The following is a 25,808-nucleotide window of genomic DNA, read 5'->3' as shown; positions in this document are numbered from 1 at the left end:
CCCATGAGGGAGCCCATCAAGGAGATCGTCGCGGGGCTGGCCGTCGCCGTGCTGCTCACCGGCTGCGGCCCGATCGCCACGACCGGCGCCTCACCCACGGCCACGTCTCCGTCACCGTCGCCGACGGCGTCCGCCGCCGCTCCGGCGCAGTCGCTCGAGGCCGCGTACGAGAAGGTGATCACGGACGTCCTGCCCTCCATCGTGCAGATCAACACCAAGGTCGGGCTCGGCTCGGGCATCGTCTTCGACTCTCAGGGGCACATCGTCACCAACGCCCACGTGGTCGGGCAGGCCAAGGAGATGAACGTCACGATCGCCACCGGCGGTCCGCCCCGCTCCGCCCGCCTGGTGCGGTCCTTCGCCGCCGGCGACCTGGCGGTGATCAAGGTCGACAAGCCCGACGGGCTGCGGCCGGCCAAGTTCGGGGACTCCTCCAAGCTGCGGGTCGGGCAGATCGTGCTCGCGATGGGCAACCCGCTGGGCCTGTCGGGCAGCGTGACGAACGGCATCGTCTCGGCGGTCGGCCGTACGGTCACCGAGCCGCAGAACCCCGGCTCGCCCGGTGCCACGATCGCGGGCGCCATCCAGACCTCGGCCGCGATCAACCCGGGCAACAGCGGCGGCGCGCTCGTTGACCTGTCCGGCCAGGTGATCGGCATCCCGACGCTCGCCGCATTGGACCCGGACCTGGGCGGCGGCACCGCGCCCGGCATCGGCTTCGCGATCCCGAGCAACACCGCCACCGACATCGCCGGCCAGATCGTCAGGGACGGCAAGGTCACCAACACCCACCGGGCCGCGCTCGGCATCAGGGGCAGGACGGTCGTCGGCGCCGACGGCGAGCCCCGAGGTTGTGGCGTGGCCGACGTGGAGCAGGGCGGGGGTGCGGAGAAGGCGGGCATCCGGGCCGGGGACATGATCGTCTCGATCAACGGCAAGGAGACGCCCACCATGGCTACACTGGCCGAGATCCTGACCACCCTCCAACCGGGCGCCCAGGTGAAGGTGGGCGTGATCCGCGCCGACGGCTCCAAGCAAACGATCAACGTGACGCTGGGCCAACTGCCGGGCGAGTGACGGCCCGCCGGTTCACTGCTTGGCGGTGAAGACGATCTCCACGCGGCGGTTCTTGGCGCGGTTCTTCTCCACCGGCTTGCCCTGCACGATGTTGGGCAGCTTGGGGCGGCTCTCGCCGTACCCGCCGGCCTGCAGCGTCATGCCCGGACCGGTCAGCAACCCGCGCATGGCCTGCAGGACGGCCTGCGCCCGGCGCCGCGACAACGCGACGTTGTAGGCGTCCGTCCCCTGATCGTCGGTGTGCCCTTCGATCTTCACCACGCCGCCCGCGCCTTCGGCGTTGACCTTCTCCGCCACCTGCCGCAGCCGCTGCCGGGCCTTGGCGGTCAGCTGCCACTTGTTCAGCGGGAACAACACGTCGCTGGTCAGCGCGACCGTCACCTGGCGGCCTTGCTTGGTCTCGCTCTCGGTGCCGTCCATCGACTCGACCTCGCCGATGATGTCCTCGACCGGCAGGACCAGGTTCTCGACGGGACCCGTGGCGTCGGGCGCGAGCTCCGGCACGCTGGGGGCCGGGGTCGGGGACAGGACGAGGGCGACGGCGACGCTAAGAGATCGGAACATCGGTGAACACGCCGAACATGGGCATCTCAACGTTGACCTTGGTGACGTCCGGGGGCGGCGCGGCGAAGACCGCGTAGAGCGTGGACGCCTGGCCCTCCTCCAGGAACTGGCCCTGGGTGCCGGAGCACACGCACTCGGCGTCCTCTCCGGTGCCGTTGCGGGCGACCCGGTAGCGCTTGGCGTTGACGGGGTCGATCAGGGAGACGCCGGAGACCGTGAAGTCCAGCGCGGCGGTGCCCAGGCCGTTGTGCACGTTGACCTTGCCGTCGGTCGCGGTGACCGTCCAGTTGAGGCTGACGGTCCTGCCCTGGCGCTTGAGTGCGGTGATCTCGACGCGGGCCTTGCCGAACGTGCCCCCGGCCCCCACCTTGGTCTCTCGGCCGGCGATCACCTGGTCTTGTTGCGCGGGCGCGGTCTGCTGCTCCTGGGCCTCCTTGGGAGCGGGTGTCGCCTGCTTGTCCGAGACGGCCTGCGACTGCCTCTCCTCGCCACCGCCGCCCTGCTGGCCCGGGAGCATGCCGCAGCCCGCCAGCGCGATGGAGCTCGCGGCCGAGACGGCCAGCGCGATCGTCCTTCGCATGATCTGATCACCTTCGTCGTTCGGGAATGTGGCCCTCACCCTAGGGAGGCGACCTTCAGGATTCGCATAGTCCGCTATATGCGCTGACCACGTCGCCTGCGAGCCTCCTGTACGAGCCGTACGACCTCGGCCTTGCCTTCCTGACCACCGAGACCGTCAAACTCTCCCATAGCGCTCACAAGCGCATCAACAGCACCATCAGCATCGTCACACTCCAAAGCGGCGCGTACCAGTTGGAGGGCCTGGGCGGCGTTCCTGCGGTCTCCGTACCGGGTGAACGTCTCCAGCGCTTCCCCGGCGGCGCTCACCGCGGCACCGAGGGCTCCCTCCGCCCGCGCCACCTCGGCCAGGACGAGCAGTGCCACGGCCTCGGGCAGGCGGTCGCCGAGGCGGCGGTTGAGTCCCAGCCGGCGTTCCACGCAGTCGCGGGCCTGGGAAAGACGGCAGGCGGCGAGATGCATTCTGGCCAGGTCCAGCAGCGCCTCCGCCTCGCCGCGCGGATCTCCGAGCTCCTGGTACGCGGCCAGGCTCTCCCGCAGCAGCTCGTCGTCCTGACGCAGGGCCCCGAGCGCCCGCAGCGCATCCGCCCGGCCGCGCCGGTCGCCGGCCTCCTCGAACGCCCGCAGTGCCCGTACGAAGGCCTGCTCGGCCTGCGCCGCCTGCGGCGACGGCTGAGTGGCGCCGGGGCGGGGCCGGGCCTGGAGTGCTTGGACGAGGCCGAGCCGCAACGTGATCCTGGCCAGTTCAAGCCCTTCGGCCAGCGGCTGAGCCGCTCGCAGGGCCGCCGCGGCCGCCTCCGTGCGCCCCTCGGCCCTGTGCAGGTCGGCCAGGCCCCGGAGCAGGAGCGCCTCTCCCCGCCGGTGACCCGCCGCCCTGGCAGCGTCCAAGCCGATCGCCGTGGTCGCGTGCCAGTCGTCGTGGTGCGCGCCCAGCTCGAACAGCGGCGTCAGGTAGAACGCCAGCCGCCAGGCGGCCTCGTACAGGCCGGCCCGGTGGAAATCGTCGACGGTCGCGACGAGGAAGCGCCGTTCGGCGCTCAGCCACCGGGCCTCCTGCCGCAACCACCCGGTTTCCAGGGCGGGGTCCCCGGCCGATCCGGTTTCCAGGGCCGGATCCCAGGGCGGCCCACCCGCCGATCCGGATTCGGGGGCCGGCTCCCCCGGCGGCCCACCCGCCGATCCGGATTCGAGGGCCGGCTCCCCCGGCGGCCCACCCGCCGGCGCGTCGTGCTCTGGCCGGTGGACCTCGGTGCGGCCGGTGCCGGGCTCGGCGGGCAGCAGGGCCGCCCTGGCCTGCCGGGTACGCTCCAGGATCGCCTCCGCCCTGACCGCCAGCACGCCGCCAGGGCCACCGTCCTCCTCCGACAGCCGCTCGGCGGCGTAGATCCTGGTCAGGTCGTGCCAGCCGTACCGTTCCTGGCCTGCCTCGTCGAGCCCGCGCGACTGCAGCAGCCCGGCCTCCGCCAGCGGCTCCAGATCCCGCCCCAGCACCCAGGAGGCGAAGTCAGGAGCGGACCACGCGCCGAGCTCGCGCAGCAGCCGGCGTTCCGGGTCCGGCAGGCCGCGGTAGCCGAGTGCCAGGCTGCCGCGTACGGCGAGGTCGCCCGCGCTCAGCTCGTCGAGCCTGCGCCGCTCGTCCCCGAGGCGGCCCGCCAGGTGGTCGAGCGTCCAGCCCGGCTTCCTGACCAGCCGGGATCCTGCGATGCGCAGCGCCAGCGGCAGGTGATCGCAGAGGCGGACGATGCGCCGGGCGGCCTCGGGCTCGGCGCGGACCCGCTCGTGCCCGGCCACGCCGGCGAGCATGGCCACGGCCTCGTCCTCGTCGAGCACACCCAGCTCGTACGTCCGCGCCGCCTCCAGCCCCGGCAACGACGACCGGCTGGTCACCAGGGTGAGGCTGCCCGGCCCGGTCGGCAGCAGCGGACGTACCTGGGCCTCGTCGGCGGCGTCGTCCAGCACCACCAGGAGCCGTCTGCGGGCCGTCATGGTGCGGTAGAGCCGTACGCGGTCGTCCAGCGCCGGCGGCACCGCGCCGTCCGGGCAGCCGAGCGAGCGCAGCAGATCCTCCAGCACGGCGCCGGCAGGCCGGGCGCCGAGCGCGGCGTAGAGCCGGCCGTCCGGGAGGTCTATCCCGGTGGCGGCGTGCACGGCCAGTGCGGACTTCCCGCAGCCGGGCGGGCCGTGCAGGACCAGGTGTACGGGGGCCGCCTGCGCCTGCTCGCCCGCGGTCCGGCGAATCCAGTCGAGCGCCTGCCGCCGTCCGGTGAAGTCGGAAACGTCCGGAGGCAACTCGTCACTCACCGCATCGGCCCGCCGGACGTCACCGACCGGTGGGCGCGGGCCGGTGCCGGACAACACCCGCTGCTGGGCGGCGGTCAGTTCGGCGCCGGGCTCCAGGCCCAGCTCCTCGACCAGCGTCCGGCGCGCGTCCTGGTAGGCGCCGAGCGCTTCCGACCGCCGTCCCGCCTGGTGGAGGGCCTCGATGAGGCGTACCCAGGCCCGTTCTCGTAGCGGGTGCGCGCCGACCAGCGCACGCAGCTCACCGATCACCTCCGCGCCCCTGCCCAGCCGCAGGTCCAGCTCCACGCGCTCCTCCAGCGCGGTCAGGCGCAACTCCTCCAGCGGTACGGCGTGCGCCCGGCGCAACGACGACGACTCGATGTCGGCCAGCGCCTGTCCCCGCCACAACCCCAGAGCCGCCCGGAACCCGTCGGCCGCCTCCGCGACCTGACCCGCCGCCCTGGCCTGCCGCGCCGCGGCGACGAGCCGCTCGAACCGGTGGCAGTCGACGTCGTCCGGCGTGACCTCGATCAGGTAACCGCCGGGAACCGTGCGGATGCCGTCGACCTGCTTGCGCAGCGCGCTGACGTAGACCCTGAGCACCGACTCGGCGGACGCCGGCGGCCGGCCGTCCCAGACGACGGACATGAGCCGCTCCACGGGCACTTGCTCGGGAGCGGACAGCAGGAGCGCGGCCAGCAGCGTACGGTGCTTGGCCGGTCCCGGCGCCCGGCCTCCGTCGGCCCGCAGCGGCCCCAGCACGCCGAATCGCACCCTCACTCACCCCTCAACCGGCACGTCACCGGGCCGCCGCCCTGAGGGTGAACGAGTCGAAGCGGACGCGTGCGGTCGCCGTGGCGCCGGAGGCCGCGTGCACGCCTGCCTCGTCCGGGCCGTACGGGGCGTCGGCGTCGGACGCCTCGGCTACCAGGCGCTCGTTCAGCCACATGCGCAACGTCACCTGGTCCCCGCTGTTCCCGCTGCTGGTGCACTCGGCCACGATGCGGTTGACGTCCGTGACGGGCGCGTCCGCCGGGCCGTACAGGGTCGTCCCGCGCGTGCCCGTGCGGCGCTTGACGATCGTGACCTTTCCCGAGCCGGTCACCGTGAACTCATAGCGGTCTCCCGAGCCGGCCGACCCGTGGCACCACACGCCGTACTCCCCGGTTCCCTGCGCCAGGGTGGCCTTCGTGCTGACGATCACGCCGCTGTCCGGCTCCCGTCTGGGGGCCGACTTCCACAAGCGCCAGCCGGGGTTGACGGTCAGCTCGTAGCCGGTGCCCGCCTGGCGCGCGCTGCCACCCTCCGACGTGCCGACCGCCCATGCGTCGGCGAAGTCCGCCTCGTACGGCCAGGTGTCCCGCCAGAGCCCCGGCACGACCAGTGCCGCACCGGCGACCAGGACCGTCACGGCTGCACCGGCCACCCACGGCCACCGCCGCCTCCCCCGCCCACCGGTCGGCACCCCGCCCGCCGCCGGCCCCGGCCGGGTCCCACTCGCCCCCAACGCCGAGTCCCGCCCCCGGCCCTCTGCGGGCCGCGCCATGGAGTGCCGGCCGTCCCTCTGCGGACCGCCCGACTGGGCACCAGCGGAGGCCGCGCCGCCCGGCTGCGCGCGGTCCAGCTGAGAGCCGACCGAGGGCGCACCGATGGAGGGGACGCCGCCGGGCTGTGCCCCGGCCGAGGGCGCGCCTCCCGGCTGCGCGAGGCCCGGCTGCGCGAGGCCCGGCTGCGCGAGGCCCGGCTGCGCGAGGCCTGCCCCTGCGCCGGCGGAAGGCCCGACGCCGGAGGCGGGCGCGTCGGAAGGTCGGGCGGCGTTGAGGGCAGGGGGCTGGGCGGCCGTCCCGGTGCCCGTCCACGTCCGTTCCACTACCTCGGTGGCCGTGGCCAGGCGGGTGCCGCCGACCAGTTCGGACAGCAGCCCCTGGGCGGTGGGCCGGAGGCGGGGGTCCTTGGCGAGCGCCCGCGACACCACCCCCAGGATCCCCTCGTCCAGCCCGTCCAGCCGCGCCTCTTCCTGCATGATCCGGTACAGCACCTCACCAGGCGCCCCGCCCCCGAACGGCAACCGCCCGGTCCCCGCGAACGCGATCACCCCACCCCAGGCGAAGACGTCGGCAGCCGGCGTCAGCGGCTCACCCCGCACCTGCTCAGGCGCCATGAACGCAGGCGTGCCGAGTATCGCCTGGCTGGCCAGGCTGTCGTTGTCCACCAGCTGGGCGATACCGAAGTCGATCACGCGCGGGCCCAGTGGCGAGATCAGCACGTTGGAGGGCTTCAGATCGCGGTGGATGACCCCGGCCCCGTGGATGGCGCTCAGCGCGGTGGCGATCCCGACCGCCAGCGCCTCCAGGTTCCCTCCCGACAAAGGCCCCTGATCCCGTACGACCTCCGCCAGATCCGGCCCTTTCACGTACTCCGTGACGAGGTAGGCGACGTCACCATCGATCCCCGCATCCAGCACAGGCGCGGTGCAGAACCTGGCAACCCTCCGGGCCGCCGCGACCTCCCGCTCGAACCGCCGCCGGAACGCCGGATCGCGGGCCAGCGCCGGATTGATGACCTTGACGGCGGCCAGGCCGCCGGTGGGCGTGGCCGCGAGGTGCACCTCGCCCATGCCGCCCCGGCCGAGCAGGCGCCGCAGCGCGTACCCGCCTATGACCCGGTCACCATTCATCCCAGACACACTAGTCAGGCACTCGCGTCACTTGGCGGTCGAGGATTGCGTCAGGCGGTAACGCGAGGGCGGGATGCCGTACCGGTCCATGAACGCCTGCCGCAACGTCTCCGCCGTCCCGAACCCGCACCGCGCGGCGATCGAGGCCATCGGCAACGACGTGGAGACCAGCAGGTGGGCGGCGGCCTCGGCACGCGCCTGCCGGACGTATCGCCCGGGCGTCAGCCGGACGTGCTTGAGGAACAGCCGGGTCAGGTGCCGTTCGCTGACGCCGGCCGCCTCCGCCAGCGCGGCCGTGGTGAGGTCCTCGGCGAGATGTCCGTTGATGTAGTCGACGGTCCGCTTGACCAGGCCGTCGGCGGGCGAGGGCGCGCTGACGAACATGCTCATCTGCGCCTGGTTGCCGGGCCGCTGCAGGTAGGTGACGAGGTGGCGGGCCACCGTCCTGGCCAGCTCGGTCCCGTTGTCCTCCTCGATGAAGGCCAGAGTGAGGTCGAGGGCGGCGGTGACGCCGGCGGAGGTCGCGACGTGGCCGTCGCGGATGAAGATCGGGTCCGGGTCGACGGCGACGTCGGGGAACCGGTCGGCCATCTGCTGCGCCTGTTCCCAATGCGTGGTGGCGCGCCGCCCGTCGAGCAGGCCGGCGGCGGCCAGGATGTACGCGCCGGTGCAGACGGACGCGACGCGCCGGCTCTCCCTGGCCAGCCGGCGGACGTGGGCGACCACCAGCGGGTTGGCGGCGGCGTTCGCGTAGCCGATGCCGCCGGAGACGATGAGCGTGTCGAGCGGCCCGCTGACCCGTTCGAGGGTGTCCTGGGCCTGGATGACCTGGGCGGTCCCCGTGGTGACGGCGTGGCCGCCCGGGGTGACGAGGCGCACCTCGTAGCACGGCGCCGCACCGCGCCAGTTGGCCTCCTCCAGCGCCGAGATGACGCAGGCGAGGTCGAGCAGCGCGACCGCGTCGTACGCCACCACGGCGACCCGTCGTACCTCCATGGCCCCGACTGTAGGTCCGAGGGACCAAGAACCCAAGTTTTCGGACATGCCCGGCGGCCCGCCCTGGCGGGTGACCGTGGCGTCCAGGACAGTCGGACCCATGACGACGACAGCAGGCACGAAGCCCCGCCGCCGCTGGGGCAGGTTCGCGCTCCACTACCTCGAGATGATCATCGCGATGTTCGTCGGGATGTTCGCGCTCGGCGCGCTCCTCGACCTCGTCGGCCTCGGCGTCTCCCACCACGAGCACCCCGAGCTGGGCTACCTGGTGATGGCGGTCAACATGTCCGTCGGCATGGCCGTGTGGATGCGGATCCGCGGGCACGGCTGGGCTTCGACCCTGGAGATGTGCGCGGCCATGTTCGTCCCGGTGGTGCCGCTCTTCCCCCTGTTGTGGCTCGGCGTGATCGATGGCGGCACGCTGATGGCGGTCGCGCACGTGGCGATGTTCCCGCTCATGCTGGCGGCGATGTTCCGCCGCCTCGACGAGTACGCGGGTTGCGCCCATTGACCGCCTTGCGGTAGCCGTCCAGGACGTCCTGCCGCAGCAGATGCCCGAACCCTGCCCGCTTCAGCCGCATCCCCAGTGCCGCCGCGTCGGTCCCGAGCGCGGCGGCCGTCGCGGGCAGGCTCCAGTCGTGCTCGGCCAGCTTGCTCAGCAGGTGGCCGCGCCGGCTCTGCGCCTCCGACAACCGGAACGTCTTCAGGTACGCCAGCCGCCCGTCCCCATCGGTGATCGTCTCGCCGATGTGGTTTTCACTCTTCCGCTCGAACGCCGGCAGGAAACGGCTCAGCGTGAACCGGCCGAGCCTGTAGACCTCCTCCACGTGCACGGGGGCCTGGAGGAGGCGGGCGGCCATGACCGAGTCGTGGAAGTCGGCCCACTCGCGCTCCCGCAGCAGGGCCTGGGCCCGCAGGTCGGCCAGGGAGGAGACCGTGGTCTCGTCGATGACGGCGGGGAAGTCCCTGGCCGGGTAGAAGAGCGCGTACTCGTAGACCAGCTCGCCGTACAGGTCCCTGATGAGCGTGGGATGCAGCGCCCGGTAGTCCTCCGGGTGCGGCACCACGAAGGCGCTGGCCAGTGTGTCGCCCGCGTACAGCAGCAGCCCGCACTGCCCCGGGTAGATCTCGAACACCTTGAGGGCGTCGTCGAGCCCGCGTACCTCGGCGCCGGTGTAGGCGTCCTCGGCGCGCGCGGACAGGCCGTGCGCGATCGCCTGGCGCGACCACTCCTCCCAGGCGATCACGGGGCCGCCGAAGTGCAGCGCGAGGAAACCCTCCACCGCCAGGTGCAGCGGCAGGAACCTGAGCCGGTTCTTGTCCACCCGCCGGGCCATCCTGCGCCGGGTCCTGATGCACATGTGCCGGAGCGGCTGCCCGAGCTGGGTGCCGTACGCCGCCGCCGGGCTGCCGTCGTCGGTCCACGACGCGACGAAGGCGTGGGGGACGTACGACGTGTAGACGGTCTTGTCGGGCAGGAACACCGTGGACGGCTCGTCACCGTAGACCTTGGCGTTCAGCCGCAGGTCCTCGATGGGCTCGCGGCGCACGAGCGGCACGAGCCGCATCGAGCCCCAGGTCTGCGCGGGCCGCGTGTCCAGACCGGTGAGATCGATCATCGTGCCTCCAGCTGGGCCGCCCGGTCCGCCAGGTACGCCCGCAGCTCGGCGAGCCCCGTCCTGCCCTCCGCGAACCGGGCCAGCTCCACCAGCGCCGGCAGGTCCTCGGCGTCCCTGATGCCGGCGGTCGGCACCATCGGCGACAACCGCCGCACGTCGAACTGGTCCGCGTCGTAAACCGGGTTCACGTGCACGATGCCCACCTCACCGCCGGGGTCCAGCTTGCGCCGCCAGACCCGCAGCACCTCGCCCGCCAGCCCGGGCGGCGCGTTGTCCCAGCCGTCGGAGACGATGACGAGCATGTCGGGCCGCCCTCCGAGCGCGTCGAGCACCCGCTGCCCCAGCGGCGTCGGCCCGGACGGCCGCGCCTGGAGCGGATCGGTGCGCCCCGACAACCACAGGCCCCGATAGGAGCCGGCCAACGCCTCCAGCAGATAGTGGCAGGCCAGCGCCACCGCCAGCGGACGGCGCCTCTTCACCGGCGAGCCGAAGGAGGAGAAGCTGTCGTCGAGCACCGCCGCCACGCTGCCCCACGTGCCCGCCCGTGCTCCCGCCACGCGGGCGGCCGCGGACCGCAGCGCGCCCACCAGCTCGGCACGGCGCCGTGCGCGCGTCTCGGCGGGCAGCGCCAGCACGTACGACGCCAGCCGGACCAGCGGCATCGCTGCCAGATCCGCCTCGGTGTCCAGGCCGTCCTTGCCGGCCGACTCGGCCAGGCGCAGCCGTTCGAGCCTGGTCAGCTTGGGGGCGATGCGGTCGAGGAAGACCTTCCTGCTGATGCCGTGACGGGCGGCGAAGCCCTCGGCGACCGTGTACGGCAACTCGTACAGAGCCGCCTTGTCGTAGTGGGCGCGCCGCCACGCCTCCAGCACCGGCGTCTCGTAGCGGGCGCGGCTGGACGGCGCGAAGAGGAAGTCGCCCAGCTCGCCCGGCAGCCGCAGGTGCGCGTGCCGCACCGCCGACTTCACCGCCGCACGGTACTTGACGGCGTCGAAGGCCAGGTCGGGGCGGCCGGCGAGCCAGTCGCGGACGAGGGCGCGGGTGCGCCGGTTGTTGACGCCGTCGTGGCGCAGCCGCTGGAAGAGCCGGTAGACGCGGGGCGGGCTCATCCTGGCCAGCCGCCGCGCGATCAGCCGCCCGTCGCCCTGCCCCGGGTGGGTCAGCAGGGTGGCGATGACGATGGCGGCGTTGTGGTCGTTGATGTCGAGTGCGAGCGTGGCCGCGTACAGGTCCGGGTAGTTGCCGTGGATGTAGCGGTGCAGGAAGCCGAGGGAGAGCCGCTGCTGACCGGCCGCGCTGTGGAACTCGCGCTGGCCGGTCGAGGTGATCGCCGCGTTCGCGAAGAGCAGCACGTCCTCGCACTCGATCAGGTCGGCGTAGGTGTCCATGGGCTCCCCCGGGGTCGCGGACTGGCCGGGGAATGGGGGCACGAACTGCGAAGCATCGCGGTAAAGGCGGGTTCCGGAAGTCGCACCGAAGTCCCGCGGCCAGTCTGGTTCCGGACCTTACCGGGCCTTTGTGGACGACGCGACGGGTTTACGCGGCCGCACGATCTCTGTCGTACTCGCGCAGGAACTGCTGGAGCCCCGCCAGATCGTCGGTGTTGATGTGGTCCACGTCTGCCGCGACCAGCTCACGCCAGATGGCCTCCCGCGCCGGACCGGCCGCGTCCGGGGTGGCCCAGAACCGCACCCGCTGCCCGTCGCGGTGCGCGGTGGCCACGATCTGCCGTAGCTTGTCCCGCTCGGCGGCCGGCATGTCGCCCTCGCCGCGCCAGGTGAAGTGGTTCGTCCAGTTGTCGCTGATCAGCGGGATCAGAGCCGGGTTGCCCTGGCCGAGGTCGGCCATGCGCCCGTCGTAGAAGGCGTAGCGCCGCTCCTGGGCGGCCATGAGCTCACGCGGCCGGTCCCCGCTGATGACCACGGTGATCGCGCCCGGCTTCACCTTGCCCTTGTGGTAGGTGGTGAGCATCTTCCGGTACGACGCCAGGACCTTGTCGAGCTCGGTGTACGTGGCCGCGCCGTTGTTCTTGATGTCCACGAGGAGCTGGAGCTGCTGGCGGCTGCCCGGGAAGACGTGCCCGTGCCCCTGGCGTACACGCTGGGCCAGCGGGTCGAGGTAGAGCGACTGGAGCGTGCGGCCAGGCCGCAGGTCCTCGGGGTCGTGCCCGACCCGCAGCTCGCCCTCCACCAGGTAGATGTCGGCCTCGACGCTGGTGAACCCGTGGTCGAGGGCGTCCAGGAGCGGCCGTTCGTGCTCGTAGTCGTTGTGGGCGTGCGCCCGGGGAAGGGGCTCGCCGCCGCCGGCGGCCGAGGCGGGGACGGCCGCCAGCAGGACGGCTCCGGCGGCGGCCAGCACACCCAGGACTCGACGCAACATCGCATCTCCTTACGAGGTCAGGGATGCGAGTCAGGCTAGTTGCGCCAGATGTGACAGGAGTGAAGTTCAGCCAAACTCACGGCTCTTCGCGGTCCGCGTCCTGATCTCGCCGAGCGTGACGCGGCTGGCCCGGATGTCAGAGATCAACACGTACGCGACCAGCAGCAGTCCAAGGCAGAGCGCGTCGGCGGCCCACCAGGGGATCTCCGCGAGCAGCAGATACCCGTCGCTGTCGCTCAGCGATCTGATGACCACCGTGACCACGGCCACCACGACGGTGACCAGCAGCCAGCTCCGCAAGCGCGGCAGGTTTCCCTCGTTCCACAACCGGATACGCCAGGTCATGAACACGGCCAGCACGCCGAGCAGCGCACAGAACCCGATCAACCACCAGGGCAGGGCAAAGGCGGTCTGCTCCGCGATCTGCGCCTTCGTCGTCCGCAGCTCCGCCTCGGCCTTCTGCCTGGCCTGCTCGGCGACGTCGAGTTGCCGCTGCAGCTGGGCAACGCTCTTCTCCTGCCGCGTCGGCGGCGAGGAGTCCTCCGTCGGCAACATCCGCGCCACGACGGTCAGCATGATCGCGACGAACGACAACGCCAGGACGATGGCCATGAACAGGTCGATGAAGCGCAGGTCGAGCGGCGGCGCGAACGGCCTGGCAGCCCGCTTCCTCACGGCTCCCTCACCAGCGTGTACTTCTGCGGCCGGCTCTCGACGGCGCTCAGCCGCTCCACCGCGGTACGCAGCGCGTCCAGCCCCTTGACGAGCTCCTCGGTCCTGCCCCTGGACAGGGCCAGCTCCTGGGTGAGCCCATGCATGGCGGGAGCCGCCTCCTTCGCCGGAAGGCGCGCGATGTAGGTGAGGAACACCTCGTCGGCGGCCGCCACACCGGCCCGCTCCGCCCGCTCCACCAGCGCCATCGCACCGAAGGCCAGCACGCTCAGGAACAACGCGACCAGGGTGACGCCGAACGCGGACGCCAGCTCAGGCAGCACATGCTGCTTGAGGGCGGCGATCAGCACGCCCGGGTCCGCCTGGTTGTCCAGGGCGTTCGAGAACGAGTTGACCATCGCGCCCATTGTCAGCGCGGTGCCGATGAACCCGAAGACCGGCAGTGCCCAGATGAGCGCGTGGTCGAGATGGTGCTTGTTGGCCATCTCGCCCTCGTCCAACGCGGACCGGGCGCTCAGCACCGCCTCGCAGTCGTTGCCCGCCTCGGCGGCCTCCTTGAACAGCTTGAGCCGCCGCGCCACCAGCGTGTCATCGGTCGGTCGCACCGCATGCACATTCGCCACGGCCCGCGCCGTCGCGGCGCTCTCCCGCCGGATGTCCGGCACGGCCCTGGCGATCCTGAGAACGGTGGTCAGGAACACTCCGATGATGAGCGTGACCACCAGCTCGGCGGCCGCCGGCGCCGTGGTCGCGCCCACGGACACCAGCAACATTTCCACAAACCCGGCCGCCATGAGCAGCGCGGAGACCATCAGGCCCACCACGGGCGCGAACGCCGAGTGACGCCAGCCGTACCTTGACACCCTTGAACCCCATCCAACACGCCAATTGTCAAAGGACTACCTAAGCACACGGAAAGCAATCTTTGGGTGACAGTGTGGTGCCATATCGGGAGTTCTCGTCGGATGTGCGGCTCGGTCGTAAAGTCGTGATGTCCTCTCGCAGCCGCTGTGAAGGAGAATCTGTGCGACGCTTACGCCTGACCGCAGTACTGGCCACGTTGGTTGCCGCCGTGGCGTTGCCCGGCACGGCCGGCGCCGCTGTCCCGCAGGCACCGCCATCCGGCGTCCTGGCCAAAGCGCACACCGCCGGACGCGTCACGGTCACCGGAGACTCTGTTCAGTACAGCTGGCCCGGCGTCTATTTCGAAGGCCGCTTCCGCGGCACCGGCGTCGGGATCGTCCTCGACGACTCCGACAACGACTACGACGTCCAGGTGGATGGCGCGACCGTCGCCACCCTGGTGACCCCGGGCCGGACCACGCACTGGGTCAAGGACCTCACGCGCGGTGTACACAGCGTGCGGCTCGTCAAACGGACCGAGAGCCCGTGGGCCACGAGTGCCTTCGGCGGCTTCGTCGCCGCCCCGGGTGGCACGATCCTCGGCAGGCCCGCCGCCCGCCACCGCCAGATCGAGTTCATCGGCGACTCCTACACCGTCGGCTACGGCAACCGCTCCGACACGCGCGACTGCACCAACGACAAGCTCCACCGCACCACCGATGCCGACCTCAGCTTCGGCGCCCTCACCGCGCGCCGCCTGAACGCCGACTACCAGCTCAACGCCTTCTCGGGTCTCGGCATGGTGCGCAACTACAACGGCAGCAACCCCCAGGTCAACTACCGCACGTACTACGACCGGGCCCTGCTGAACGTCGACGGCGACGTCTGGCAGAACCCGGGCACCTGGCGCCCCCAACTGGTCGTGGTCGGCTTGGGCATCAACGACTTCTCCACCGCCATCAACCCAGGCGAGCCGTGGACGCCGGAAACCCTGGTAGCCGCCTACCGCACCGCCTACCACGCGTTCCTCGACAAACTCCGGGCCCGGTACGGCCCCGGCACGATGATCGTGGTCAGCGCGACCCACATGTCCAACACCACCGCGTTCGCCGAGACCGCCCAGCAGATCGTCCAGGAGCGCAACAGCGGCGGCGACGATCGGGTCCGCTACTGGTACTACAGCGAGTCAGGCCTGGACTACATGGGCTGCCACTGGCACCCGTCCGTCCACGACCACCAGATCATCGCCCAACGGCTCAGCGACTTCATCGCCACCCTCCCCCTGCGCTGGTGACAACACCTCACAGGAGGGCGAACCTGAGCACTGTGGGCAGCGGTGTGCCGAGTGCGACCGAGGTCGCCAGGATGCCGTCCGGCACGGCGTCGGCGCGTACCGGGAGGTCGTCCAGGCGGACCGCCGTGGCCGGATCCAGCAGTCCCGGCCGGGTCTTCAGCACCACCTGATCACGGGCGGAGTCGGGGACGTCGGCGAGGAACGCGAACGCGTGCCGGTCGTCGCGGGTCCAGCGGATCCACGGGGCGCCGTCGCTCGGCGCGGCGCCCGGTCCCAGTGGCCTGGTCGCGTACACGGCGCCGCCGTGGCCGGCCATCCACGACGCGATGCCCTCCAGGACGGTGCGCTGCTCGCCCGGCAGGGTGCCGTCGGCCTTCGGGCCGACGTTGAGCAGCAGGTTGCCGCCGCGTGAGGCGACGTCCACCAGCTGGCGGACGGCGCCCGCCGGGTCCAGCAGGTGCTCCGGGCCCTCGTTGCGGTTGTAGCCGAACGACAGGCCGATGCCGCGGCACTGCTCCCAATGCGCTGCCGTCTCGTTCTGGCGGTTCGCCTGGTATTCACTGGTCAGGTAGTCGGCGTGGGCGCCGTCCCATCGGTCGTTGACCACGCCGTCCGGGACTGTGGCGTAATAGTGGGCGAACAGGTCCGGCAGGTCGGCCATGCCCGCGTCGGGCCAGCCGATGTCGTTCCACAACACGTCCGGCCGGTATCGGTCGATCAGATCGCGCACCTGGCGCAGCGCGTAGGCGGCGTAGGCCGCGTCGTGGGGGCGGCACTCGTCGATCAGGTCCTCGTGACGGATGACGGCCCGGCGGCCGGCGTGCCAGTCGAGACCGCCGGAGTAGTACACGCCGAAACGCAGGCCGCGGGCCCGGACGGCGGCGGCCAGATCGGCGACCAGGTCACGGTGCGGGCCGCGGCGGACCGTGTTGCGGGTGCCGGTGCCGGGCGCGTCCCACAGGGCGATGCCGTCGTGATGCTTGGTGGTCACGACGACGTAGCGGGCGCCGGCGCGGGCGAACACGTCGATCCACTCCGCGGGGTCGAAGAGCTCGGCCTTCCACGCGTCGAGGAAGGTGTCATAGGGAAGGCCGCCGTGCACGGTGCGGTGGTGCTCATGGGCGGGGCTGCCCTCGATCTGGCTGGTGTTCCAGTACCACTCGGCGTACGGGTTGTGGGCGAACCACACCTCCGGGTCGACGGCGCCCAGCTCGCCGGTGGGCTCGGCCCACGCCGGCACCGAGTACGCGCCCCAGTGGACGAACACGCCGAACTTGGCGTCCGGGAACCATGCGGGCATCTGCCGGCCCCGGAAATCGAGATCACCCACGGAGCGCACCCTTCATGGCGTCGCGGATGAAGCCGCGGGCGAACAGGACGAACACCACCGCGAGCGGCAGCACGGCGAGCAGCGCTCCTGTGAGGACAAGACTGTAGTCCAGGTTGTGCACGGTGTTGAGCTGGGAGAGCGCGACCTGGAGGGTCAGGTTCGACGGGTCGACCATGACGATCAGCGGCCAGGTGTAGTCGTTCCAGGCGGCGATGAACGTGGTGATGCCGAGGAAGGCCAGGCCGGGCCGGATGGCGGGGAGTCCCACATGCCAGTACTGCCGGAAGAACCCCGCACCGTCGATGCGCGCCGCGGCGAGCACGTCGTCGGGCACCGCCCCCTTGATGTACTGGCGCAGCCAGAAGATGCCGAACGCGTTCGCGGCGGCCGGGACGATCAGCGCGTTCAGGGTGCCCACCCAGCCCAGTTCCGCCATGATCACGAATTGCGGGATGAGCGCGAGTTGCATCGGCAACATGTACGTCAGCAGGAGCAGGCCGAACATGATCCGCCGTCCGGGAAACTCGTATTTGGCGAAGGCGAAGGCCGCGATCGAGTCGAAGAACAGGACGAGGGCGGTCGTGCAGGACGCGACGATCAACGTGTTCAGCATCGAGCCGAAGAAGTCGATGGAGCTCAGCAGCCGCCCGATGTTCTCGAACAGCGCGGGCCCGAAGGTCACCCTCGGCGGGACCTGGTACATCTCCTTGGTGGTGTTGGTCGCCATGACGGCGGTCCAGTAGAACGGGAACAGCGAGATGAGAGCTCCCACGACCAGGACAAGGTGCAGGGCGGCGGCCCTCAGCCGCGTGGCGATCATCACAGCCCCCGTTCCCGGCGCTGCACGATGCGCCAGTTGATCGCGGTGAACAGCAGGATGGCCACGAACACCGCCCACGCGATCGCGGCGCCGTACCCGTAGTCGTTGTTGTTGAACGCCTCCCGGTAGAAGTACAGGATCGCGGTGAGTCCGGCCCCGCCCGGGCCGCCCGAGCTGGCGTTGTTGGCCGAGTTGATGCCGAAGAGCACCTGCGGCTCGGTGAAGGTCTGCATGCCGTTGATGGTCGAGACGACGACCGTGAACAGGATGATCGGGCGCAGCATGGGGATCGTGATGCGGAAGAAGAGCTGCACGGGGCCCGCGCCGTCGATCCTGGCGGCCTCGTACATCTCGCTCGGGATGGCCTGCAGGCCGGCGAGGTAGATGATCGCGTTGTAGCCGGTCCACTGCCAGCAGATGATCGCGGAGATGACGATTTTGATCGTCCACTCGTTGACCAGCCACGGGACCGGCGAGGCCGACAACCACTGCAGGATGGCGTTGATCAGCCCGAAGTTCGTGCTGAACACCGAGCCGAAGAAGATCGTGACCGCGACGACCGACGTGACGTTCGGCACGAAGTAGGCGATCCGGTAGAACCCGGTGAACCGCACCGCCGAGTTGAGCATGTTCGCCACGACCAGGGCCAGGAACAACATCGGGATCGTGGACATGAACCAGATCAGGAAGGTGTTCTGCAGCGCCTGCCAGAACATCTCGTCCTGCATCAGGAGCTCGAAGTTCCGTGGGCCGACGAACTCCATCTCGCCCAGGCCGTTCCACTTGTGGAACGCCAGATAGAGCGAGAACAACACCGGCACCAGCATGAACACAGTGAAGAGCAGGAAGAAGGGTGAGATGGACACATACTGCGGCCAATAGCGGCGCCATGCGCCCTTCGGCCGGGCGTGCCGGGCGCCGGGCGGCCCGCCGCGGCCGGTGGCGGCCGTGGCGGGCCCGGGCATGCCGGTGGATGCGCGCGCGGAGGTGCGGGCGGACATGAGGGGCACCGTCCTCTCAGCTCACGCCCTGGCGCCCGGCGATCTGCTTGGCCGAGCTCACCGCGTCCGTCCAGGCGGTGTCGGCGTTCTTGCCCTTGGTCCAGACGTTGATGATCTCGTCCTTGAAGGGCTGGGCCACGGCCGCGTCCGCGGGCGCCTCGTACTGGATCGGGATGTTCTTCGCGGCCGGCCCGAACACCTCGATCGTCTTCTGGTCCCCGAAGAACGGGTCCCCTCCGGTCAGCGCGGGCATGTCGTAGGAGGCGGACGTGGACGGGAACAGGGCCGCGTCGGTGAAGCCCCGGGCCTGGTTGTCGGCGCTCAGAAGCCACGTGACGATCTGGAACGCCAGCTGGGGATCCCGGCACTCCCTGGTCAGCGCCAGGAACGATCCGCCGATGTTCGCCGGCCCGCCCGGCATGGGCGCCACCCGCCATTTGCCCGAGGTGGCCTCCACGCCGTTCTTGAGGTCCAGCGCGAACCAGGCTGCGCCCACGGTCCCGGCCAGCTTGCCCTGGGCGGCGGCGGCGTTCCAGTCCGGGCCGTCGTATTTGGGAGCGATGATGCCGAGCCCATTGGCCTTGATCACCATGTCCCAGGCGCCGCGGATGTGGTCCTGGTCGCCGATGAACTTGTTGCTCTCGTCGATGAACCGTTTGGTCCCCTGGCCGACCATCTTGTCGAACAGCCCCTCGGCCGAGTCGATGATGAACGCGTCCGGGTTGGCCTTCTTGAGCTTCACCCCGGCTTCGAAGAACGTGTCCCAGGTGGACATCGACGTGCCGACCTCGGCGGGGTCGGCGGGCAGGCCCGCCTTCTCGAAGAGGTCGTTGCGGTAGAACAGCGCGGTGGGCCCGATGTCGATCGGGAAGCCGATGAGCTTGCCGTCGGTGGTGGAGCCCTGCTTCCACTTCCACTCGACGTACTGCGAGGCCAGCTTGTCCGCGCCCAGGGTGTTGAGATCGATGAACCGGTCGGACTCCGCCAGCATGGAGGCGATGTTCTCGCCCTTGATGCCGGTGATGTCGGGTACGAACTTACGGCCGTTCATCGTGGCGACCAGCTTCTGCTTGAAGTCGCCGCCGATCACGGACGGCTTGAGCGTGGTCTGGGAGAACTGTTTGACGGCGTCGGCCACGACCTTGTCGCTCAGCCCGCCGCCCCAGTACCAGAGCGTCAGCTCCTTGGCTCCGCCGCCGCTCGCGGCGGTGCTCCCTGAGCCACCACAGGCCGCCGTGCTCCCGATGCCTGCCGCCGCTATGGAGAGGAGTCCGGACTGGATGAGCCTTCTGCGGGAAAGTTCCATTTCTAACCCTCCGGGTTATGGGGGATGACATCGGGGATGAAGCCGTACTCGCGGCGCAGCCGCTGGTCGGTGAGGTCCCGCCACCAGCCGGCCACGTCGGCCCAGCGAGGCGCGGAGGGCGCGCCGCCCACACGCCGCACCGACAGGGCCGCGACGAGGTTGGCGAACCGGATCCGCTCGGCGAGCGGCCAGCCGGCCAGGGTCCCCACGACAAGACCGGCGCCGAACACGTCGCCGGCTCCGGTCGGGTCGTGGACGTCCACCGGCAGCCCGGGGACGTTCGCGGCCTCGCCTGTGCTCGCATCCACGGCGAGGACGCCATCACCTCCACAGGTGACGACCGCGAGCGGCACCAGGTCCCCCAACCTGGAGAGCGCCGCCGCGGGTGTGTGCGTTCTGGTGTAGCTCATGGCCTCATGAGCGTTGGGCATGAAGGCGTGGCACCCGGCGAGCTGATCGAGCATCGCCGACGACCATTGCTCCGTGGGATCCCAGCCCACGTCGGCGAAGACGAGGCCACCTGTCTTCGCCGGCCAATCCACGGGCTCTGGGCCGAGGTGGACGATCGCCGCCCGAGCCGCTGGAGGATCGCCGATCATCTCGTCCGCCCCCAGGGGTGGTGGAGAGCCGTGGGTGATCAGCGCGCGATCGCCGTCGTAGGCCAGGGACGCGGTGGTCGGGGTGGACCATCCAGAGAACAGACGGGACCGGGTGAGGTCCACGCCTTCTCCCTCGCTGAGTGCCGTCCAGCAGTACCGGCCGAAGGGATCGTCGCCGAAGGCCGCCGCGAGACCGGACCGCAGGCCGAGCCGGGCCAGCGTGTACGCGAAGTTCGCGATGCCGCCGGGCCCCGAGGCCATCTCGGTGGTCCAGATCTCCGTGCCGGGCTTGGGCCCCTGTTCCAGGCCGGCGAAGACCACGTCGAAGAAGAGCAGGCCGGAGACGAAGACATCGAGTTGCGGCTGGACCGCGTTGTCAGGCATCGCTCCGCCCACTTCTGGCGCACAGGCACCTCGCCGAATTTAGGCAGGATCGTGCACCCTCGTGAGCGACTATGCAATAGTTCGCTCAAATATTTCTAAAATTTCCTCTAGCAGTGATTGTGTTTGCGCGCTACTGTCCCAGTCATGCTCCGGGACCGACGCCACGAGATGATCGTGCGCATTGTGCGCTCAGAAGGCCCCGCCACCGTGGAGGCGCTTGCCGAGCGCCTCCACGCCAGTCCTGCGACGATCCGCCGCGACCTCGTCCAGTTACACGACGAAGGGCTGCTCCGGCGCGTCTACGGCGGCGCCATGCCCATCGACGAGCGGGACGATCCGTTCGTGGACGTGGCGGCGGTGCGCGGAGCGGAGAAGGACAAGATCGCGCAAAGATGCGCAGAGATGGTCAAGGACGAGGAGACCGTCCTGCTCGACATCGGCACGACCGCGCACCGCGTCGCCAGCTACCTGCGCGGCCGGTCCCTCACCGTCGTCACCAGCAGCCTCGCCGTGCTCGAGGAGCTCCACGACGAGGAGGACATTCAGCTCATCATGCTGGGCGGCATGGTCCGCCGCGACTACCGGTCGCTGGTGGGCTTCCTGACCGAGGACAACCTGCGCCAGATCAAGGCCGACCGGCTCTTCCTCGGCACCAGCGGGGTGCGTCCCGGCGGGCACGTCATGGACACCACCGTGGTCGAGGTGCCGGTCAAGCGCGCCATGATCGCGGCGAGCGACCAGGTGGTCCTGGTCGCGGACATGGGGAAGTTCCCCGGCACCGGGATGGCCCGGGTCTGCGGCCCGGAGGATCTCGACGTCATCGTCACCAACGCCCCCGGCGACCAGGCGACGCTGACCGCCATGCGGGAGGCGGGCGTCGAGGTGATCACCGTATGAGGCTGACCGTTCTCGGCGGGGGCGGGTTCCGCGTACCGCTCGTCTACCGCGCCCTGCTCGCCGATCGCGGCAAAGGCCGGGTCACCCACGTGACGCTCCACGACCTCGACGCCTCCCGGATCTCGGCGATCCAGCGGGTGCTGCGTGAGCTGGCGGAGGGCGTGCCGGACGCCCCGGAGGTGCACGCCACCACCGACCTCACCGAGGCCGTCTGCGGGGCCGACTTCATCTTCTCCGCCATCCGCATCGGCGGCCTGGAAGGGCGTGCCATCGACGAGCGGGTGGCCCTCGACGAGGGAGTGCCCGGCCAGGAGACCGTCGGCGCCGGCGGCATCGCGTACGGCCTGCGCACCGTCCCCGCCGCCCGCGAGCTCGCGCAGCGCATCGCTGAGGCGGCGCCCGAGGCGTGGGTCATCAACTTCACCAACCCGGCGGGCATGGTCACCGAGGCCATGTCCCACTTCCTCGGCGACCGCGTCATCGGCATCTGCGACTCCCCGATAGCGCTGGGCCGGCGGGCGGCCGGTGCACTCGGCGTGGACCCCGCGACCGTGTGGCTCGACTACGCCGGGCTGAACCATCTCGGCTGGCTGCGCGGCCTCCGCGTCAAGGGCCGCGACGTGCTGCCCGATCTCCTGCGGGACGACGACGCCCTGGGCTCCTTCGAGGAGGGCAGGCTCTTCGGCGTCGACTGGCTGCGCACCCTCGGCTGCATCCCCAACGAATACCTGCACTACTACTACTTCACCAGGGAGGCGGTGGCCGCCGCGCGCGCCGCCCGGCAGACCCGCGGCTCCGTGCTCATCGAGCAGCAACGGCGGTTCTACACGCACACCGGCGGCTCGGCGCTGGCCACGTGGGAGAGCGTCCGGCTGGAGCGGGAAGCCACCTACATGGCGGAGAACCGCGAGGCCTCCGGCATCGGCGAGCGTGCGCCCGGCGACCTCGAGTCCGGCGGCTACGAGCAGGTCGCCCTGGCCCTCATGCGCGCGATCGCGCTCGACGAGCGGACCACGCTCGTCCTCAACGTCCGCGGGCACGGCGCGATCGGCTGCCTGGACCCCGGCGCCGTGGTGGAGGTGCCCTGCTTCGTGGACGCCAACGGTGCGCGGCCCATCTCGGTCGATCCGCTCCCCGGCCACGCGCTCGGGCTGGTGAGCGCCGTCAAGGAGGTGGAGCAGGCGGTGATCGAGGCGGCCGCCACGGGCTCCCGCGCGGCGGCGCTGCGTGCCTTCGCCATCCACCCGCTGGTCGACTCCGTCGCGGTGGCGGGCCGGCTCCTCGACCGATACGAGCGCGCGCTCCCGCAGCTCGGCTACCTCCGCGGAAGGAACTGACACCGCGATGCACGACGACAGGAAGCTCGTCGAGAACCGGATCGACCGGGTGCTCAGGGAACGCATCACACCAGCCGTGTACGCGGAAACCGCGCCGCTCGAGCTGGCCGCCTGGCACGTCCCCGACGAGCCGGTGCCCGTCGCGGAGGCGCTGGCCGCCCGCTACGAGCCCTTCGAGGTGGGCACGCGCTGGGGGCGCCCCTGGTCGACGACCTGGCTGCGCGCCACCGGCGCCGTTCCGGCATGGTGGGCGGGACGGCACGTGGAGGCCGTCTTCGACCTCGGCTTCGTCGGCGACTGGCCGGGCAACCAGGCCGAGGCGCTGGTGTACGACCTGGAGGGCCGGCCGATCAAGGGCATCGAGCCGCGCAACCAGTACGTCCCCGTCACCGGGGAACGGGCAGGGCTGCTGCTGGAGATGGCCGCCAACCCCGACATCCTCGCGAACGGCTTCCTCCCGACCTCGCTAGGCGACAAGGCCACGGCGGGCGACGAGCCGCTCTACCGCCTCGCCCGCGCCGAGCTCGCCGTACTGGACAAGGAGGTCTGGCACCTGAAGCTGGACGTCGAGGTGCTGCGGGAGCTGATGGCCGAGCTGGCGACCGGTGATCCCCGGCGGCACGAGATCCTGCGCGCCCTCGAGCGGAGCATGGACGCCCTCGACCTCCAGGACGTGGCGGGCACAGCCCAGGCCGCCCGGGCCTGCCTGGCCGCCGCGCTGTCCCGTCCTGCCCACGCCAGCGCCCACACGATCTCGGCGGTCGGCCACGCGCACATCGACAGCGCCTGGCTCTGGCCGATCCGTGAGACCAAGCGCAAGACCTCCCGTACCTTCGCCAACGTCACAGCCCTGGCGAAGGACTATCCGGAGTTCGTCTTCGCCGGACCACAGGCGCAGCAGTACGCATGGGTCAAGGAACACCACCCGGCGATCTTCGAGCGCATGCGGGAGACGATCAAGGCCGGGCAGTGGGTGCCGATCGGCGGCATGTGGGTGGAGGCCGACGGCAACCTGCCGGGCGGGGAGGCCCTGGCCCGGCAGCTCGTGCACGGCAAGCGCTTCTTCATGGACGAGTTCGGGGTGGAATGCCGCGGCGTGTGGCTGCCGGATTCGTTCGGCTATACCGCGGCCTATCCGCAGCTCGCCAGGCTTGCCGGGATGGAGTGGTTTCTCACCCAGAAGATCTCCTGGAACCAGACCAACAAGTTCCCGCACCACACCTTCTGGTGGGAGGGCATCGACGGCACCCGCATCTTCACCCACTTCCCGCCGGCCGACACCTACAACGGCACGTTCGAGGGCGCCGAGCTGGCGCATGCCGTACGCAATTATGCGGAGAAAGGTGCGGGCACCCGCTCGCTGCTCCCCTTCGGGCACGGCGACGGCGGCGGCGGCCCCACCCGGGAGATGCTGGAGAAGGCGCGGCGGCTACGTGATCTGGAGGGCTCGCCTCGGGTCGAGATCGAACCTCCGGACGAGTTCTTCGCCGCAGCCCGCGCGGAACTGCCGGATGCGGCCGTCTGGTCCGGCGAGCTCTATCTGGAGCTGCATCGGGCCACCTACACCAGCCAGGCCAGGACCAAGGCCGGCAACCGGCGCATCGAGCACCTGCTGCGCGAGGCGGAGCTGTGGTCCGCGACGGCGGCCGTGCACGCGGACTTCGTGTACCCGCACGCCGAGCTGGACCGCTTGTGGAAAACGGTGCTGCTGCACCAGTTCCACGACATCCTGCCTGGCAGCTCGATCGCCTGGGTCCATCGCGAGGCCGAGCTGACCTACGCCCGCGTACGCGCGGAGCTCGAGGAGATCATCACCGCGGCCGTCTCCGCCGTGACCGGCGACGGCCAGGCGACCTGGGTCTGCAACGCGGCACCACGGCCGCGCGCCGAGGTGGTGACCACACCCGGCGGCTCGGCCGTCTTCGCCGAGGTCCCGGCGTCCGGCATGGTACGCCTCGACGCGCCGTCATCCCCATCCCCCGTCACCACGACCGGCGACGAGACAGGGACGGTGCTCTACAACGGCCTGATCCGTGTCGAGGTGGACGCGGCCGGCCTGCTCTCGTCGGTGCTCGACGTGGCGAACCATCGGGAGCTGCTGGCGCCCGGCTCCCGTGGCAATCTGCTGCAACTGCACACCGACCTGCCGAACGAGTGGGACGCCTGGGACATCGACGCCCACTATCGCCGTCGGCACACCGACCTCGACGAGGTCGAGGCGATCACCATCGTCGATTCGGGCCCGCTCGTCGGCGCCGTACGCGTCGAACGTCGCTTCGGGGCATCCAGGATCGTCCAGACCATTCGCCTCACAGCCGGCAGTCCGCGAGTGGAGATCGAAACCGAGATCGACTGGCACGAGCGGGAGAAGATCCTCAAGGCCGCCTTCCCGATCGACGTGCACGCCGACCGCACGGCCGCCGAGATCCAGTTCGGCCACGTGTTCCGGGCCACGCACACCAACACGAGCTGGGACATGGCCCGCTTCGAGATCTCCTGCCACCGCTGGATCCATCTCGGCGAGCCGGGGTACGGCATCGCGCTGGCGAACGACGCCACCTACGGCCACGACGTGACCCGTACCACGCGTGCCGACGGCGGCACCACGACCACGGTGCGGCTGAGCCTGGTCCGCGCGCCGCGCTGCCCCGACCCGGACGCGGACCAGGGACGCCATCGAATGACCTACGCGCTCGTCCCCGGCGCCGCCATCGGCGACGCCGTGGCGGCGGGCTACGCGCTGAACCTCCCGCTCCGCGTGACGAGCGGCGGCGCGGCCACGCCGCCCTCGCCCTTGGTGACGCTCGACGGCACCGCCGCCTGCGTCGAGGCGGTCAAGCTCGCCGACGACCGGTCCGGTGACGTCATCGTCCGGGTCTACGAGTCGCTCGGCGGCCGGGCCACCACCCGGCTACGCGCCTCGTTCCCGGTCTCCAGTGCGACGATCACCGACTTGCTGGAACGTCCCCTCCCAGGGAATCCCGTTGCCGTGGAGGCCGACGGCGGCATCCCGATCTCCTTGCGACCGTTCCAGGTGCTGACCCTGCGACTGAGCCGGTGATCCCCGTGCTGGGCGGGTCATGCGCCCACATTGGCCAGGCCACCGCCAGCTACCTGTAGCCCACTGGAACTTCCCACGCAAGTCGCCCCATGG

General features: G+C 70.9%; 21 protein-coding genes. 6 read left to right on the top strand and 15 right to left on the bottom strand.

Annotation, left to right across the window (positions count from 1 at the left end):
• The first annotated feature begins 3 nt into the window (after positions 1–3).
• Positions 4–1,077, top strand: a complete 1,074-nt coding sequence (locus EDD27_RS51410; protein ID WP_127939970.1) for a S1C family serine protease — start codon at positions 4–6, stop codon at positions 1,075–1,077.
• Between the two features lie 12 nt (positions 1,078–1,089).
• Here the strand turns inward: EDD27_RS51410 and EDD27_RS51405 are convergent, their stop codons facing one another.
• The 5 genes from EDD27_RS51405 to EDD27_RS51385 all read right to left on the bottom strand — a co-directional run bounded on the left by EDD27_RS51405 (position 1,090) and on the right by EDD27_RS51385 (position 8,173).
• Positions 1,090–1,641 carry an OmpA family protein gene (locus EDD27_RS51405; protein ID WP_164904155.1) on the bottom strand — a complete coding sequence of 184 codons (552 nt, stop codon included), beginning with the start codon at positions 1,639–1,641 and terminating at the stop codon, positions 1,090–1,092.
• Positions 1,625–2,221 carry a hypothetical protein gene (locus EDD27_RS51400; protein WP_127939969.1) on the bottom strand — a complete coding sequence of 199 codons (597 nt, stop codon included), beginning with the start codon at positions 2,219–2,221 and terminating at the stop codon, positions 1,625–1,627. Before EDD27_RS51400 ends, EDD27_RS51405 begins: the two co-directional genes overlap by 17 nt.
• Positions 2,222–2,295: 74 nt before the next feature.
• Positions 2,296–5,280: an AfsR/SARP family transcriptional regulator gene (locus EDD27_RS51395; protein WP_127939968.1), complete on the bottom strand. Its 2,985-nt coding sequence runs from the start codon at positions 5,278–5,280 to the stop codon at positions 2,296–2,298.
• A 19-nt stretch (positions 5,281–5,299) separates the two neighbouring features.
• Positions 5,300–7,177 carry a serine/threonine-protein kinase gene (locus EDD27_RS51390; protein ID WP_127939967.1) on the bottom strand — a complete coding sequence of 626 codons (1,878 nt, stop codon included), beginning with the start codon at positions 7,175–7,177 and terminating at the stop codon, positions 5,300–5,302.
• Between the two features lie 27 nt (positions 7,178–7,204).
• Positions 7,205–8,173: a GlxA family transcriptional regulator gene (locus EDD27_RS51385; protein ID WP_127939966.1), complete on the bottom strand. Its 969-nt coding sequence runs from the start codon at positions 8,171–8,173 to the stop codon at positions 7,205–7,207.
• Between the two features lie 100 nt (positions 8,174–8,273).
• On the opposite strand from EDD27_RS51385, the gene EDD27_RS51380 reads away from it, so the two are divergent.
• Positions 8,274–8,684 (top strand): hypothetical protein, encoded by a 411-nt coding sequence (locus tag EDD27_RS51380; RefSeq protein ID WP_127939965.1) that lies wholly within the window; start codon positions 8,274–8,276, stop codon positions 8,682–8,684.
• Here the strand turns inward: EDD27_RS51380 and EDD27_RS51375 are convergent.
• From EDD27_RS51375 to EDD27_RS51355, 5 genes are all read right to left on the bottom strand, one after another.
• Positions 8,629–9,792 carry an ARPP-2 domain-containing protein gene (locus EDD27_RS51375; RefSeq protein WP_127939964.1) on the bottom strand — a complete coding sequence of 388 codons (1,164 nt, stop codon included), beginning with the start codon at positions 9,790–9,792 and terminating at the stop codon, positions 8,629–8,631. The genes EDD27_RS51380 and EDD27_RS51375 overlap by 56 nt on opposite strands.
• Positions 9,789–11,180 (bottom strand): hypothetical protein, encoded by a 1,392-nt coding sequence (locus tag EDD27_RS51370; RefSeq protein ID WP_127939963.1) that lies wholly within the window; start codon positions 11,178–11,180, stop codon positions 9,789–9,791. Before EDD27_RS51370 ends, EDD27_RS51375 begins: the two co-directional genes overlap by 4 nt.
• Before the next feature lie 148 nt (positions 11,181–11,328).
• Positions 11,329–12,171, bottom strand: a complete 843-nt coding sequence (locus EDD27_RS51365) for a phosphatidylinositol-specific phospholipase C/glycerophosphodiester phosphodiesterase family protein (RefSeq protein ID WP_127939962.1) — start codon at positions 12,169–12,171, stop codon at positions 11,329–11,331.
• 66 nt (positions 12,172–12,237) lie between these two features.
• Positions 12,238–12,846: a mediator of RNA polymerase II transcription subunit 21 gene (locus EDD27_RS51360; protein WP_127939961.1), complete on the bottom strand. Its 609-nt coding sequence runs from the start codon at positions 12,844–12,846 to the stop codon at positions 12,238–12,240.
• A complete protein-coding gene (locus EDD27_RS51355) occupies positions 12,843–13,706 on the bottom strand; it encodes a hypothetical protein (RefSeq protein ID WP_127939960.1) in 864 nt (287 codons plus the stop codon). The genes EDD27_RS51360 and EDD27_RS51355 overlap by 4 nt, the downstream gene beginning before the upstream one ends.
• 161 nt (positions 13,707–13,867) lie before the next feature.
• Between EDD27_RS51355 and EDD27_RS51350 the strand changes: the two genes are divergently transcribed.
• Positions 13,868–14,980, top strand: coding sequence for an SGNH/GDSL hydrolase family protein (locus EDD27_RS51350; protein ID WP_206642030.1), 1,113 nt, complete (start codon positions 13,868–13,870; stop codon positions 14,978–14,980).
• Between the two features lie 7 nt (positions 14,981–14,987).
• Here EDD27_RS51350 and EDD27_RS51345 read toward each other — a convergent pair whose 3' ends face one another.
• From EDD27_RS51345 to EDD27_RS51325, 5 genes are read right to left on the bottom strand one after another with little or no spacing between them, the layout of a single operon-like run.
• Entirely contained in the window at positions 14,988–16,310 is a 1,323-nt protein-coding gene (locus tag EDD27_RS51345; protein WP_206642029.1) for an alpha-L-fucosidase, read from the bottom strand.
• The gene (locus EDD27_RS51340) at positions 16,303–17,130 is read right to left on the bottom strand and encodes a carbohydrate ABC transporter permease (protein WP_127939958.1); all 828 of its coding nucleotides are present in this window, start codon (positions 17,128–17,130) and stop codon (positions 16,303–16,305) included. The genes EDD27_RS51345 and EDD27_RS51340 overlap by 8 nt, the downstream gene beginning before the upstream one ends.
• Positions 17,130–18,131 carry a carbohydrate ABC transporter permease gene (locus EDD27_RS51335; protein WP_206642028.1) on the bottom strand — a complete coding sequence of 334 codons (1,002 nt, stop codon included), beginning with the start codon at positions 18,129–18,131 and terminating at the stop codon, positions 17,130–17,132. Before EDD27_RS51335 ends, EDD27_RS51340 begins: the two co-directional genes overlap by 1 nt.
• Positions 18,132–18,147: 16 nt before the next feature.
• Complete coding sequence (locus EDD27_RS51330; RefSeq protein WP_127939957.1) at positions 18,148–19,437, bottom strand: ABC transporter substrate-binding protein; 1,290 nt, start codon at positions 19,435–19,437, stop codon at positions 18,148–18,150.
• 2 nt (positions 19,438–19,439) lie between these two features.
• Entirely contained in the window at positions 19,440–20,420 is a 981-nt protein-coding gene (locus tag EDD27_RS51325) for a carbohydrate kinase family protein (RefSeq protein WP_127939956.1), read from the bottom strand.
• Between the two features lie 144 nt (positions 20,421–20,564).
• On the opposite strand from EDD27_RS51325, the gene EDD27_RS51320 reads away from it, so the two are divergent.
• Genes EDD27_RS51320 through EDD27_RS51310 form a run of 3 tightly spaced genes read left to right on the top strand, consistent with a single transcriptional unit; the run spans position 20,565 to position 25,715 of the window.
• Positions 20,565–21,317 carry a DeoR/GlpR family DNA-binding transcription regulator gene (locus EDD27_RS51320; RefSeq protein WP_127939955.1) on the top strand — a complete coding sequence of 251 codons (753 nt, stop codon included), beginning with the start codon at positions 20,565–20,567 and terminating at the stop codon, positions 21,315–21,317.
• Positions 21,314–22,654 (top strand): 6-phospho-beta-glucosidase, encoded by a 1,341-nt coding sequence (locus EDD27_RS51315; RefSeq protein ID WP_127939954.1) that lies wholly within the window; start codon positions 21,314–21,316, stop codon positions 22,652–22,654. The genes EDD27_RS51320 and EDD27_RS51315 overlap by 4 nt, the downstream gene beginning before the upstream one ends.
• A 7-nt stretch (positions 22,655–22,661) precedes the next feature.
• A complete protein-coding gene (locus tag EDD27_RS51310; RefSeq protein WP_127939953.1) occupies positions 22,662–25,715 on the top strand; it encodes an alpha-mannosidase in 3,054 nt (1,017 codons plus the stop codon).
• The last annotated feature ends 93 nt before the right edge of the window (positions 25,716–25,808 follow it).

Origin of the sequence: Nonomuraea polychroma, from assembly GCF_004011505.1 — a bacterium.
Taxonomy (GTDB): Bacteria; Actinomycetota; Actinomycetes; order Streptosporangiales; family Streptosporangiaceae; genus Nonomuraea; species Nonomuraea polychroma.
This window is presented reverse-complemented; position numbering and strand designations above follow the sequence as displayed.